Below are 12,332 nucleotides of genomic sequence, written 5' to 3'. Positions count from 1 at the left end.
TGAAATGTGATGGACGCCACAGGTGAGACGCCGAGCCCCTCACCAGCGAACTGATCGTTTTCTAACCAATCTTTGACAAGAGCATTGACAAACCCTGTCGGCTGGCCCGCCGGGAGTCGCTGAGGCATCGTGACGACGTCCCCCGAACCCGGCGAAAGGTCACTTTCCTATGCCGACGCTACGCCGCACCAGCGCGCTGCTGGTCACCTCGGCGCTCGCCGTCAGCACCGGCGTCACGTTCACGCAGGCCGCCTCGGCGGCGTCCTCCGCCCAGCTGAGCAACCGGGCCATCGCCGCGCCCATGGTGTCCGCCCGAGGCTGGAGCAAGGGCCAGTTCGGCTGTCTCAGCAGGCTGTGGGCCCGGGAGAGCAACTGGAACCACCGGGCGCACAACCGCTCCTCCGGCGCCTACGGCATCCCCCAGGCCCTGCCCGGCGGGAAGATGGCCAGCGCCGGCCGTGACTGGCGCACCAACCCCAGGACGCAGATCAGATGGGGTCTGGGATACATCAAACAGCGCTACGGCTCGCCGTGCGGAGCGTGGGCGCATTTCCAGTCACGCGGCTGGTACTAGATCCAAACCCCAAGACGGGGTGATTTTCACATCCTCCTGTTCCCTCGGTGAACCGCTCACCGTCAGGCGCTCCCCGCCGAACCACTCGTAGTCCGCGAAGATCGGGCAAACACCTTCTCTCCGCGTGTCACAGGCACCCGTCGCCGCTCCCCCGGCGTACTAGAAAGCCGCCTAGAGAAACACGTCGCGGTGTCTCATGCCGGAAACGGGCCGGCGAGACCACGCGGGCGTCCCCGCCCGAGCCACGGGCGCCGGATCGTCAAGCGCGCGGGGGATCCAGGTCTCCCACGCCCTCCCGCACGCGGCCAGCGGACAAGGATGAATGTGAACAGCTACCGCGTTCTGCGCAACACCGTTCTGACCGTTCTCGCCGCCTCGACCGTGGTCGGATCCACGGCGGTGGGCCGGGCCGAGGAGAGCGGCCGGATCGAGGAGATCGAGGCGGCCGAGGAGAGCGGGTCCGCCGGGAATACCGGCCGGATCGGCGAAACCGGTCTGCCGGGAGAGGCCACGACGACCGGGGAGATCAGCGAAGCCCAGGAGATCGCGGCGCCGCCCGCGAGAGTCCCGGCCATGAGAATCCACCGGGCCGTCTGGGTCACCCGGGCGAAACCGAAGGTCAGAAGAGCGGCGGCTCCTTCGAGGAGCAGCAACAAGGCGATCGCGTTTCGCCTCGTCGCCCGCCGTTCGTGGTCCCAGAACCAGTTCCAGTGCCTGGACAGTCTCTGGACCAGGGAGAGCAACTGGGACCACGAGGCGCACAACCCGTCATCGGGTGCCTACGGCATTCCCCAGGCGCTGCCGGGCTCGAAGATGAGCGGCAGCGGCGGGGACTGGCGGTCCAACCCGGTCACGCAGATCCACTGGGGTCTGCGCTACATCAAGAGCCGTTACGGGTCACCGTGCGGCGCCTGGGGTCATTTCCGGTCCAGCAACTGGTACTGACCGCACGGGGAGTGTCCAGGGGAAGGGAGCACTCCCCGGACGCCCGGGACCACCGGGTCCCGGGCGTCACCACCCACTCCGCCCGAGCCGTCCGCGGCCCCGGCGGACACCTCCCGGCCCGCTCCCGGGAGTTCTAAGCTGTCCGACCATGCGCTCCCTCCTGTCCGGCGCCCGTGTCCGGCGGCCCGCCCGACGCCCGGCCTCCCCCGCCTTGCGAACCGCCCTGGCGACCACCTGCCTCGCCCTCGCCGTCCTGCCCTCCGGGGTCGCGCAGGCCGCCCCGTTCAGGAGCCCGCTGCTGAAGACCGGCAGGCTGGCGGCCACCTCGTGCCCGGAGCCGCCGATCGTCGACGGAGGCGTCCCCCGGACGCGCGAGTACCTGACGGCGGCCGTGAGGTGCCTGAACGGATCGTGGTCCGCCCACTTCGCCCAGGCCGGGCTGCGCTTTCGCAGGCCCGCGGTCCGTTTCTACGAGGAGCCCGCCGAGCGCGTGTGCGGAGTGCCCTGGCCCACCGGAGCCGCGGCCTTCTACTGCACGGAACGGGGCACGCTGGTGTTCCCGCTGACCGGCGCCTGGATCGAGAACCGGACCGACCTGTATCCCCTCAAGGTCGCGGCCCACGAATACGGCCACCACCTGCAGAGCCTCACCGGCATCAGGGACGACTACGAGACCCGCGCCCGCTCCGATCGCACCCGCCGGGCCGAGCTCGGCCGCCGCTACGAGCTTCAGGCGGACTGCCTGGCGGGGGTGTTCCTGGGCAGCGTCCGGCACTCCCTGTCACGGACCGGGCAGGACTGGCGGGAGCTGTCCGAGGCGATCAGGGCCAGCGGCGACGAGGGCGAGTACCGTACCCACGGCACCGGCGCCGACCGGGTCCGCTGGTTCGAGCGCGGCCGCCGCGCGCTCTCCCCCGCCGCCTGCGACACGTGGACCGCCACACCGTCCCTGGTGTCCTGACCCGCGGAACGCGGTCGGCGTCTTCGACGAGGCGGGCCTGCAGGAGGGATCGGCGGGCCGGACCCGGCGGAGGAGACTGCGGCGCGCACCGTACGGCGGCGCCGCCGGGACCCGCGAGGAGCCGGGGCCGGCGGCGCCGAGAGGCTGGCTTTCCCACACTCCGGCCGCGGAGGGCGGCCGGAGCCTTCACGGGGAACGGTCAGCAGGGCTTGACCATGTCAATGATGTCGTTGAGCTGCCCGCCGTTGTCCATGCGCTTGTCGATGGCGAAGTTCGCCCTTCTGTCATAGGCGTACGTCCAGAAGACCTGCTGCCAGTGCCCCTCCCAGTTATAGAACTCGGCCCGCCGCCCGGGCGTCTGGTTGTTGATCTCGGAGGAGAGGCGGTCGTTCCACTTGGGGCCGGAGGCTCCGGTCCCGACCCAGGCGCCGTCGGGGTAACGCGCGCCGCCGAGGTTGTACTCACCACACTTCTCCCAGGCGAGTCCATATCCCGTCATGTCCGAGTGCTCCCAGGCACAGAGGTTCTTGTAGGCGCAGGAGGCGGCGAGGGAGGCGCCGACCGCGTCGCTTCCGGGTTTCACGGGGAGTAACAGGAAGAGGCCGTCGGCGATCTCGACCCGGTTGGGGCCGGCGGGCTTGGCGGCGGGGTTCAGCCGCAGAACGTCCTCGACGGTGAGCGGGGCGGACACCGCGGCCGGAGCCGGCGAGCTGGGGTCGGCCAGGGGGACGACCGGGTCGGCGTGCGCGGATCCCGCCGTGAGCGGGACGGCGAGAGCCGCCGACGCGGAGGCGATTACTGCGAGCATTCTGATGATTTTCCGCATGAAATTTCCCTTCTTGTGGGTCCGGGCGGCGTTCTGTGCACGCCCGGTGGTCGCGTGAACGGGATCGGGGTGTTCCGGCCAGGGAAGGTGTCCGGCTGAAAAGGGAGGTCGCCCTCTCCGGGTTTCGGCGGCCATCACCGCCGTTTCAGTCCGGGGCCGGAGGCCGACGGGGGGAGAGGGGCGTCGCTGTGCGCCGGACTCGCTTTCCTGCTTGGCGATATCCGCCCCCGTTGTGTTCCGGATCCTTTCTTCCTGGTGCGCCCGTCGCATTGACAACCAGATTTGTGATCGCCATCCCATGAGGTCAAGGGGGATCTTCGAGTTGGGACGATGGGATGAGAAATGGTCTTTGAGCTGCTGTTTTGGCGGACCATGGGATGTCGTGGTGGGATAAGTCGACGATTTGCCGGTCCCGAGGAGCGTGTGATGACTGAGCGCGATCTTGAGGAGTTTGCCGACTGCCTGCGGCGCATGAAGGAAAACGCGGGACGCACCTACGAAGCGCTTGCCAAACGCACGGGAATAAGCGGCTCAGCCGTGCATCGTTACTGTTCAGGAAAAGGAGTGCCGGCCGACTTCGGCACGGCCGAGCGCATAGCGAAGGCGTGCGGAGCGACCTCTGAAGAGCTTTTCGAACTCCACCGCCTATGGATTCGCGCCGAGACCGCGCAGACACGGCTCAGGGCGGCCGGAACGCCCTCGGGCCAGAAAGACGCGAAGGGCGGGCGTTCCCCGGAGGAGGAGCCCGAGAGCCGGGACGACGAGCGGGATCCGGGCTCCGCGGACGCGGAGAGGAAAACGGAGGAGGCGGGGAGGAAGACGGAGAAGGCCGGCCGTCCGGCTCAGGCCCTTCTCCGCGCCCTCTCCCCGCGGTGGCGGCTCGTCCTGGTGGCCGCGGTGGGCTGTGCCGTGGCCGTCGCCGGTGCGATGGTGATCACGGCCATGACGTCCACCTCGACGGAGGGTGTCGCGCAGCCGTCGGGCGAGCAGCCCCTTCTGCTGTCCCGCGCCTGCCCGCCGGCGATGGCGCTGGGGGAGCACGACGAGTGCGTCCGGGAACTGCAGAGACTCCTCATCGGGACCGGCGGGCTGCTGGAGGCGGACGCCGACTTCGGCCCCGGCACCCTCAGGAACGTGGTGGCCTTCCAGGTGGTGGCGGGACTGCGCCCGAACGGGCTGGTGGACGAGACCACGAAGAAGGCGCTCTACGCGGGGGGCGTGAAAATGCGGAGATGGCCTCCGCAGAGGGTCGAGCAGCGGATCAGGCAGGTCTTCCCCGAGGAGCCCGACCGCGCGGCCGGCATCGCCCGGTGCATGTCGTTCCTGGACCCCTTCTACTCGCTGCCCAACGTCAACGGCACGCGTAACTGGGGCGTCTTCCAGATCTCCGACCACCGGCTGGAAGAGCTCGGCGGCACCCCCCTCAAGGCGTTCGATCCCGAGTGGAACATCCAGGCGGCCCGTCGCCTGTGGAGCCAGAACCGGGACTTCAGCCACTGGGAGAACTGCGACCAGGCGTACCGGAAACAGCAGGAAGGGCGGCCCTCCGGGCGGGAGACCGCCCGCTGAGACGCGTCTGCCCCGCCCGTCGCCGGGGCGGGACCGGGGAGAGACGCCGGTGTCCTGCACCTGAAGTTCAGCCGCACGATATCGCCGACGAATTTCAGGCGCAGGACACAATTTCAGGCGCAGGACACTAGGAGTGGTCGAGGGCGCTCAGGCCCACCAGCAGATCCTGGCGTTCCCTCGTGGTCAGGCTCTCGTACGGCACGGCCGCCCCGCGGTTGGTCTCCGCCTCGATCCCGTCGCGGAGCGGCCCCGAGGGCAGGCCGACGATCTGGCCGGCGGTGAGACCAGCGTCCCGCCAGGCGGAGGCGTGGGCGTCGGCGCGGTGGTAGCGCAGCGCGGCCAGGCGGTTGAACAGCAGCACTCCGCCGGGCGTTCCCTCCGGTTCGTAGGGCGGCGCCGCCTGGGTGAAGGCCGCACCGGCACTGCCCTCGGCGGCCGCGACGAGCCGTCCGGCGAGACCGGCCAGCTCGGACAGCCGGTCGGCGTGGGCCGCCCACATCTCCCCGATCACCGTAGCGTGCAGCTCGTACAGCTCCGCGATGAAGCCGAGCGCCCTGTCCGTCGCGTGCAGCGTTCCGCCGTGACCCGCGACGAGCGCGCCCTGGGCGATCTGGATGTCGAGCTCGGTGCCGTCGAAGGGGTTGTAGCGGTAGAGCGCGGTCAGCCCGCCGGGGGTGAGCGGCCGGAGCGGAAGCACGCATCGAAGATCGACCAGCAGGTCCGTCTGAAGTCCCCAGCGCTCGGCGAGCTCCCGTCCGAGCGGCCGGCTCGCGATGTGGACGCCGAGGTGGACGGCGTCGATCAGCGGAGCGATCGACGCCGCGTAACCGGGCAGATCATCGAAGCGTGACATGCTGCGATATCCTGCCCCATTTTCCTCGGATCAGGAGCACTCAGGCCCGATAACGACGCGCTGGACGTCCTATCGGCTGGATATGTACATACATCTACGCCTTTTTCGCCCGCTCCCATTCGGTCCTCTCCCTGCCGGCCCTCCGCTCCCGAACGTGTCCCCGGCCCCGAAGTAGGTCGAGCGGTGCTCGCTGACCCTCCGCTCCGAACGCGTGTCCCCTTGCCCGCGAGAGACCCTTGGTCGTGACGGCCCGGTGAATCGGCCAGCGTGGGTCGGCTTCAGCGCGGGTCGGCGGCGAAGGCGAAGGCTGCGGCTCGGTCCCGCAGCAGGGCGGCGAGCTCGGGAGAGTCGATCACCTCGAAGGGCCATCGCACCCAGAGCAGGCCGCCGGCGAGCACCTCGAGACGTACGTCGGCGATGCGCCAGTGGGTCGCCGCCTGACCGGTGGCCGTTGTCGTCGGGGCGAAGTCCGCGGCGAAGCCACCCATGTACGCCTGTACCTGTTCGATCGGGGCGTGGATCAGGATCGTCGCCGTATGTCTCCGAGGCGGAGCGCCGAGCCGGCTGGTGACGAACGCGACCGGATCGCCTCCGGGGACCTCCCGCGGCTCGAAGCGCACGCCCGTCGCCGACGCTCGCGTGATCCGATCGACGCGCAACACCCGCCAGCCACGGTCGAGGTCGCGGCACACGAGGAACCACCGGGTCTGCCGGGGCACCAGGGCGGCAGGCTCGACGTGGCTCGGGGACTCCCGTCCGGTGTCGGCGCCCCCGGTGCTCATCACACGCAGCTGGACCCGCTCCGCATCCCGGCACGCCAGCGCCAGGACCGCCAGCACGTCGGCGTTCATCGGAGCCGGATACGCGCCGGCCACCGCATTCGGTGTGCCGCCGAAGGCGACCGAGGAACGCAGCGCCCGCACCCGCCGACGCACCGCCGGGGGCATCACCTGCTCCATCTTGGCCAGAGCGGTGAGCGCGACCTCGCCCCCGCCGGCAGCGCCGTTGGCAGCCGACGAGGCGAGGGCGGCGGCCACGGCGAGTGCCTCGTCCGGGGTGAACACCAGCGGCGGCAGGTCGCTGCCCGTGGACAGCCGGTAGCCGCCGTCGGGGCCGCGACGTGCCTCGATGTGATAGCCGAGGCCCCGTAGCCGCTCCACGTCCCGCCGGAGTGTGCGGCCGTCGACGCCGAGGCGGTCGGCGAGCTCGCCACCGCTCCAGGACCGGCGGGCCTGCAGCAGCTCCAGCAGGCGCAGCGCCCGCTCGGTCGTGCTCTGTTCCGACATACTCATCAAGGCTAGTAGAAATACGGACAGAAAATGTCCTAAACCTTCCTTAGGTTGGAGTTCAAGCCGGACGGACCGGCACCACTTCCCTAAGGTGAGCCATCTTGACCATCCTCGTCACCGGCGCGACCGGCGCTGTCGGCCGTCACCTCGTCACGACCCTGCTCGCCCGCGGCGCCGCCGTACGTGCGCTGACCCGCAAGCCCGATGACGCGGATCTGCCAGCCGGGGTCGAGGTCGTCACCGGCGACCTGGCCGACGCCACCACGCTCGGGTCGGAGGTGTTCGACGATGTCGATCGCGCCTTCGTCTTCCCCGCCCAGGGCGTCGACGCGTTCGTCACCGCGGCCACCGCCCACGGCGTCCACCGCTTCACCGTGCTGTCCTCCCTCGCCGCCGCGAAGGAGTTCCAGCGCGACCACGGCTCGGCGAGCCAGCTCCACCACACCGCGGTCGAGGCCGCCGTGACCGACCGCACCGACGCCTGGACGATCCTGCGGCCCGGCACCTTCGCCAGCAACCTGCTCTCCTGGGCCTGGCAGATCCGCTCCGGCGCACCGATCCGGGCGCCGTACCTCGCATCGGCACAGGCCCCGATCCACGAGTACGACGTCGCCGAGGCCGCCGCCGGGACCCTGCTCTCCGACGATCATCTGGGGGAGGCGATCCCGCTCACCGGCCCGGAAGCCCTGACCCGCTCCGAGCAGGTGGCGATCATCGGCGAGACCCTGGGACTGGAAATCCCGCTGGTGGAGATCACGCCCGGGGAGTTCCGCGCCGAGACCGCACAGTTCATCCCCGAGCCCGTGATGAAGATGCTGCTCGACTACTGGCACGACACCCTCACCGTCCCCGACGTCCCACGTCCCGTTACGGCAGTGACCGGGCGGCCGGGCCGCGCTCTGGCGGAGTGGGCCGCCGACCACCGAGCCGACTTCGAGGCCGCCTGACGGGGCCGGGCAGACGCGATGGCCGGGCAGGAGCCGCCGAAACCGAATCCGCCCGGCCATCGTGAGCCGCCAGGACCGAGCGGACAGGGAGAGGGCGCTTGGACCGCGCCGCCTGCCAGGTACCGCCGGCTGATGAGCTCCGCCGGATCCGCTTGTCGCGGTCGACGAACAGGTGCCCGGTGGCGCGTGGTGCGGCCATGGCGGGGGAACCGGCCCTCCTGCTCGAAGACCTTCGGCAGCGGGCTGAGCCCGGACGTGTCGCTCCTGTCTTGTTCCCGACCAGCTCCCAGCGGGCGGATCTACCGGACGACGACGAAGAGGGCCGCCCCCACGACGACGGTGAGGGTGCCGAGCCAGGCGACGACGGCGTCGACCCTGTCGTCGAGGGGATCGCCCTCGTGCAGGGCGCGCTGGACGCGCCGGTAGCGGACGCCGGTACGGGTCAGCAGGAGCGTGCCGCTCACCGAGGCCAGGGCGAAGGGGATGAGGACGAGCGGGGAGACTCCGGCGCGCAGGACGATGCCGCCCGCACCCAGGCTGCCGACCGCCAGCACGGCGGCGGTGCGGACCCAGGCGAGCCGGGTGCGCTCGTTCTGCAGGCCCTCGTCCCAGATGGGGATCATCGGCCCATGAGGATGAGGACCATGGCGAGCACGGCGACGGCCGCCACGCCGTACCCGAGGAGGGGGGCGAGGGCGGGCTCCGGCAGCGGCGCGGCACGGCGCAGGGCACGCTGGACCCTGCGCCAGCGGGGGTAGGCCATCGCGGCGCACAGGGCCGACAGCGACACCAGGGTGAGCGCCAGCGCGTTCCGCATCCAGGGGACGAAGACGTCGGCGGAGACGGCGGCCATGGCGACGCCGCCCGCGCTCAGCGCGAGCGACGTGCTCAGCCAGGTCAGGAAGGTTCGTTCGTTCGCAAGTGTGAAGCGGGGGTCTGGTTCATTCCCAGATGCGTCCATATCGCCGACGCTATTTCAGCACCATTTCCCATCGAGAACCCGGGAATGCGTGAAGCTCCGGCTAGCAGGCGTCGGTCAGCTGCTGGACCCACTTCACCGACTCGTTCCCCGCCTTCTGCAGGGCGTCGATGGCACTGTTGGCGTCGGTGACGTTCAGATCCTGCAGGGTGCCGGCGATGTCGTCGGCGGCCTGCTTGAGCGTGGTGTTGGATGCCTTGTCCGCCAGGTCGCCCAGCTTGGCGGCCCCGTCGTTCAGCGCCTTCTCCATCGCGGCCGGGTCGTCGGCCAGACCGGTGATCTTCTTCACCGTGTCGGTGACGATGCCCGCGGCCTGCAGGCACTGCTGGGCCTTGTCGACGCCGTCGGAGACCTGCTGGAGCTCCGAGCATCCGGTGGTGACGAGAACAGCGGCCAGTGCGGAGGCGGCGAGAGCGGGAATTCGTCGCGGAAGGGGGCGCATGGTCAGACCCTACCCAACGGACCGGTACGGCGAGCGCGATCGCGCCGGGCGGGCAGTGGGCAGGCACCGAGGGGACAGCGAACGGTCACCGAGAGGACATCGGGGAAACACGGCCACCGCGTCGTTCCACCGGGTGCGCGAACCGGGTCCGCGGGCCGGACCCGCAGGCCGGACGCGCAGGCCGGAGGCGCGGACCTGCCGCCCGGCCGGGAGCGGGAGCCGGGAGCGGGGCCGGACGGACGGCGGACGGACGGCGGACGGACGGCGAGGGGACATCGGGAGGGCCCACGGCGAAACGGAAGCCCGTTATGTTGAGCTTTGGGGGGTTTATATTCGGCATAGAGGGCACCCGAGCGGGATGACGCCTCCGGTCGTACGATCAGCGTCAAAGATCCATATAAGGGGAAAAATGTCCACTTGCGATCACATCGCACAAGCCCAGGACCCGTCCCCTCGCACCCCCGAAGGGTGCGAGGAGTGCCTGGCCTCCGGCGGAAGCTGGGTCCACCTGCGCAGATGCCTGTCGTGCGGGCACATCGGCTGCTGCGACTCCTCACCGAGCAAGCACGCGACCGCCCACTTCAAGGAGATCGGCCACCCGGTCGTCGCCTCCTTCGAACCGGGTGAGAACTGGCGCTGGTGCTACGTCGACAACGTCATCGGCTGAGGCGCGTCTCCCGCGACGCCACCGGGCGTCGCGGGAGACGTTCCTCAGTCGCGCTCCAGGGTGGCCTCCTCGAAGTCGAGCTCGTGCATGACCCTGGTGAGCACCTCGTCGTCGATGCGCCCCTCGTCGCGGAGGCGTACGAACACCTCTCTCCCTGCCGCCAGCATCTCTCTGCGCAGCCGCCGGTAGAGGGCGCTCGGTGTCTCCTCGCCCTGCGGCCCCGTACCGCCGCCCAGACGCTCCCAGGCGGTGAGCGCCCGGCGTTCGGCCCGTGATCTGAGCTGCTCGACGACCTCCTGGTGCACGTCGGAGACGCCCTCGGCGACCAGTTCCTCCAGCCGGGCCAGCTCGGCGGCGGCGGCCGCCTGCTGCGCCGCGGCCTCGGAGAGGTTGTCGTTGAAGAGTTCCTCCTGGTTGGAGATCCTCAGCCGCCGGATGAGCGCCGGGAACGACATCCCCTGGACCAGCAGGGTGCCGATCACCACCACGAAGGTGAGGAAGAGCAGCGTGGCCCGGCCGGGGAAGTCCGGCGGGATGGCGAAGGCGGCGGCGAGGGAGACCACCCCGCGCATGCCCGCCCAGCTGACGACGGCCACGTACTGCCAGGGCGGCGGGTTCGGCTCGCGCCTGCGGATCCTCTCGGACAGGATCCGGGGAAGGTAGATGCCGGGCACGACCCAGACGATCCGGGAGAGCACCGCGGCGGCGAAGACCGCCAGCGCCATCCCGGCGAGTTTCCAGGGATCGGCTCCCCGCAGCGCCTCCATGATCGGCCATAGCTGCAGGCCGATCAGTACGAAGACGACCGTCTCCAGGAAGAAGTCCACGACCCGCCAGACGGCGTCGGACAGCAGCCGGGTGCCGAAGCCCGCGCTGGGCATGTGGTGGCCGACGTAGAGGCCGACGACCACCACGGCGATCACGCCGGACACGTGGACGGCCTCGGCCGCCAGGTAGACGCCGAACGGGATGAGCAGCATGACGGTGTTCTCGACCAGCGCGTCCCGCACCCTCAGCAGGATCCAGGTCAGGCACCAGGCGAGCGCGAGTCCGGCCACCACGCCGCCCGCCGCCGTGTAGAGGAAACGGCCCACGGCGTCCAGCCAGCTGATCCCCTCCCCCAGCGCGGCGGCGATGGCCACCCGGTAGGCGGTGAGCGCGGTGGCGTCGTTGAAGAGGCTCTCCCCCACCAGGATGGCGACCACCTTGCGGGGCAGCCCGAGCCTGCGGGCCACCGCGACGGCGGCGACCGCGTCGGGGGGCGCCACGATCGCGCCCAGCGCGAACGCGGCCGCCAGCGGCAGGAAGGGAAGGAGCAGGTGGACGACCCAGCCGATGACCAGCGTGGTGAACAGCACCAGCCCGATCGACAGCAGGGCGACCGGGCGGCGCACCGCCTTGAGCCTCAGGTAGGAGCTGTCGATGGCGGCGGAGTAGAGCAGCGGCGGCAGGAACACCAGCAGGACCAGCTCGGGGTCCAGCTCGTAGCCGGGAACCAGCGGCGACAGCACCAGCCCCGCCGACACCAGCAGCAGCGGCGAGGGCCATCCCTTGCGCCTGGCCACGGCGGCCACCGCGATCGCGATGATCGGGACGACCAGAAGCTGTACGGCTGATGCCTGATTCATCCCACTCCTGCCCGGTTTTGGGAGATCAGACTACGGGACCTCCGCCACCGCGTCGGCCCCGGTACGCCGCCTCACCGGTCTCACCAGTCGCGGCGTTCCTCCCGCTCGGGACGGAGCCGCTCGCCGGTCGAGTGCGGCGGGTCCTGGACGTAGGGACGCGGCCGCCTCTGGTCGGACTGCCCGAATATGCCCAGCGGGTCCGACGGGTCCACGTCCTGCTCCTGGTAGGAGGGCGGCTCCTGATAGGAGGGCGGTTCCTGGTAGGAGGGCGGCGAGCCGTACAGGTCGCGCAGATCCGCCGGATGACCGGCCTGTGAAGCCGGCTGCCGGCCCCCGAACGCGTAGGGATCGGGCTGGGAGGGAGCGGGGTAGCCGTAGGGGTCGGCGGCCTGTCCCGTGCCGTAGGCGGGGAATCCGGCCGGGTCGGTCGAGTTTCCCGGCGTGGCGTAGGGATCGGAGGAGGCGTAGGGGTCGGCGGCCGGTTGGCGGCCCTGGGCCGGGAACTGGTCGGAGTGCGGGGCGAAGGGATCGACGGGCCGCTGCCTGGCGGGCGGCGCGCCGTAGGGGTCCGGCTGCTGGGACGGCACGGCGTAGGGGTCCGGCTGCTGTGAGGAGACGGCGTACGGGTCCGGTTGCTGGGAGGGCACCGCGT

The 12,332-nt window shown here is 70.5% G+C and carries 12 protein-coding genes and 2 pseudogenes; 6 read left to right on the top strand and 8 right to left on the bottom strand.

All coding sequences use genetic code 11. From position 1 onward, the window contains the following. Window positions 1–283 precede the first annotated feature (283 nt). The 3 genes and pseudogenes from AB0N02_RS07860 to AB0N02_RS07850 all read left to right on the top strand — a co-directional run. A pseudogene (locus AB0N02_RS07860) lies at window positions 284–574 on the top strand (transglycosylase SLT domain-containing protein); the annotation flags it as partial. A gap of 324 nt (window positions 575–898) precedes the next feature. After that, the gene (locus tag AB0N02_RS07855) at window positions 899–1,519 is read left to right on the top strand and encodes a lytic transglycosylase domain-containing protein (RefSeq protein ID WP_363943802.1); all 621 of its coding nucleotides are present in this window, start codon (window positions 899–901) and stop codon (window positions 1,517–1,519) included. A 148-nt stretch (window positions 1,520–1,667) separates the two neighbouring features. Continuing rightward, window positions 1,668–2,480, top strand: a complete 813-nt coding sequence (locus AB0N02_RS07850; protein ID WP_363943800.1) for a neutral zinc metallopeptidase — start codon at window positions 1,668–1,670, stop codon at window positions 2,478–2,480. 199 nt (window positions 2,481–2,679) lie between these two features. On the opposite strand, the gene AB0N02_RS07845 is transcribed toward AB0N02_RS07850, so the two are convergent. Then, a complete protein-coding gene (locus AB0N02_RS07845) occupies window positions 2,680–3,306 on the bottom strand; it encodes a hypothetical protein (RefSeq protein ID WP_363943798.1) in 627 nt (208 codons plus the stop codon). Between the two features lie 342 nt (window positions 3,307–3,648). On the opposite strand from AB0N02_RS07845, the gene AB0N02_RS07840 reads away from it, so the two are divergent. Continuing rightward, the gene (locus AB0N02_RS07840; protein ID WP_363943796.1) at window positions 3,649–4,875 is read left to right on the top strand and encodes a helix-turn-helix domain-containing protein; all 1,227 of its coding nucleotides are present in this window, start codon (window positions 3,649–3,651) and stop codon (window positions 4,873–4,875) included. Window positions 4,876–5,002: 127 nt separating this feature from the next. Here the strand turns inward: AB0N02_RS07840 and AB0N02_RS07835 are convergent, their stop codons facing one another. Both AB0N02_RS07835 and AB0N02_RS07830 read right to left on the bottom strand, forming a co-directional pair. After that, window positions 5,003–5,728: a hypothetical protein gene (locus AB0N02_RS07835; protein WP_363943794.1), complete on the bottom strand. Its 726-nt coding sequence runs from the start codon at window positions 5,726–5,728 to the stop codon at window positions 5,003–5,005. 278 nt (window positions 5,729–6,006) lie between these two features. Further along, entirely contained in the window at window positions 6,007–7,020 is a 1,014-nt protein-coding gene (locus AB0N02_RS07830; protein WP_363943792.1) for a WYL domain-containing protein, read from the bottom strand. 98 nt (window positions 7,021–7,118) lie between these two features. On the opposite strand from AB0N02_RS07830, the gene AB0N02_RS07825 reads away from it, so the two are divergent. Then, window positions 7,119–7,964: an NAD(P)H-binding protein gene (locus AB0N02_RS07825; protein ID WP_363943791.1), complete on the top strand. Its 846-nt coding sequence runs from the start codon at window positions 7,119–7,121 to the stop codon at window positions 7,962–7,964. 299 nt (window positions 7,965–8,263) lie between these two features. On the opposite strand, the gene AB0N02_RS07820 is transcribed toward AB0N02_RS07825, so the two are convergent. The 3 genes from AB0N02_RS07820 to AB0N02_RS07810 all read right to left on the bottom strand — a co-directional run bounded on the left by AB0N02_RS07820 (window position 8,264) and on the right by AB0N02_RS07810 (window position 9,385). Next, window positions 8,264–8,587, bottom strand: a complete 324-nt coding sequence (locus tag AB0N02_RS07820; RefSeq protein WP_363943789.1) for a DUF202 domain-containing protein — start codon at window positions 8,585–8,587, stop codon at window positions 8,264–8,266. Further along, the gene (locus AB0N02_RS07815) at window positions 8,584–8,925 is read right to left on the bottom strand and encodes a DUF202 domain-containing protein (RefSeq protein ID WP_363943787.1); all 342 of its coding nucleotides are present in this window, start codon (window positions 8,923–8,925) and stop codon (window positions 8,584–8,586) included. Before AB0N02_RS07815 ends, AB0N02_RS07820 begins: the two co-directional genes overlap by 4 nt. Window positions 8,926–8,986: 61 nt before the next feature. After that, window positions 8,987–9,385, bottom strand: coding sequence for a hypothetical protein (locus AB0N02_RS07810; protein ID WP_363943785.1), 399 nt, complete (start codon window positions 9,383–9,385; stop codon window positions 8,987–8,989). Between the two features lie 409 nt (window positions 9,386–9,794). Here AB0N02_RS07810 and AB0N02_RS07805 point away from each other — a divergent pair, with 409 nt between their 5' ends. Continuing rightward, the gene (locus AB0N02_RS07805; RefSeq protein WP_363943783.1) at window positions 9,795–10,052 is read left to right on the top strand and encodes a UBP-type zinc finger domain-containing protein; all 258 of its coding nucleotides are present in this window, start codon (window positions 9,795–9,797) and stop codon (window positions 10,050–10,052) included. Window positions 10,053–10,096: 44 nt separating this feature from the next. Here the strand turns inward: AB0N02_RS07805 and AB0N02_RS07800 are convergent, their stop codons facing one another. Both AB0N02_RS07800 and AB0N02_RS07795 read right to left on the bottom strand, forming a co-directional pair. Beyond that, window positions 10,097–11,680, bottom strand: a complete 1,584-nt coding sequence (locus tag AB0N02_RS07800) for a Na+/H+ antiporter (RefSeq protein ID WP_363943781.1) — start codon at window positions 11,678–11,680, stop codon at window positions 10,097–10,099. 80 nt (window positions 11,681–11,760) lie between these two features. After that, a pseudogene (locus AB0N02_RS07795) lies at window positions 11,761–12,332 on the bottom strand (hypothetical protein); the annotation flags it as partial.

It is taken from the genome of Streptosporangium sp. NPDC051022 (genome assembly GCF_040683035.1).
Taxonomy (GTDB): domain Bacteria; phylum Actinomycetota; class Actinomycetes; order Streptosporangiales; family Streptosporangiaceae; genus Streptosporangium.
The sequence above is the reverse complement of the archived record's forward strand: the minus strand, read 5'-3'. Positions and strand labels throughout refer to the sequence as shown.

Coding starts and splice junctions, on each gene's coding strand:
- AB0N02_RS07850 (WP_363943800.1), top strand. CDS start 1,668: ATGCGCTCCCTCCTGTCCGGCGCCCGTGTCCGGCGGCCCGCCCGACGC.
- AB0N02_RS07845 (WP_363943798.1), bottom strand. CDS start 3,306: ATGCGGAAAATCATCAGAATGCTCGCAGTAATCGCCTCCGCGTCGGCG.
- AB0N02_RS07840 (WP_363943796.1), top strand. CDS start 3,649: ATGGTCTTTGAGCTGCTGTTTTGGCGGACCATGGGATGTCGTGGTGGG.
- AB0N02_RS07835 (WP_363943794.1), bottom strand. CDS start 5,728: ATGTCACGCTTCGATGATCTGCCCGGTTACGCGGCGTCGATCGCTCCG.
- AB0N02_RS07830 (WP_363943792.1), bottom strand. CDS start 7,020: ATGAGTATGTCGGAACAGAGCACGACCGAGCGGGCGCTGCGCCTGCTG.
- AB0N02_RS07820 (WP_363943789.1), bottom strand. CDS start 8,587: ATGATCCCCATCTGGGACGAGGGCCTGCAGAACGAGCGCACCCGGCTC.
- AB0N02_RS07815 (WP_363943787.1), bottom strand. CDS start 8,925: ATGGACGCATCTGGGAATGAACCAGACCCCCGCTTCACACTTGCGAAC.
- AB0N02_RS07810 (WP_363943785.1), bottom strand. CDS start 9,385: ATGCGCCCCCTTCCGCGACGAATTCCCGCTCTCGCCGCCTCCGCACTG.
- AB0N02_RS07805 (WP_363943783.1), top strand. CDS start 9,795: ATGTCCACTTGCGATCACATCGCACAAGCCCAGGACCCGTCCCCTCGC.
- AB0N02_RS07800 (WP_363943781.1), bottom strand. CDS start 11,680: ATGAATCAGGCATCAGCCGTACAGCTTCTGGTCGTCCCGATCATCGCG.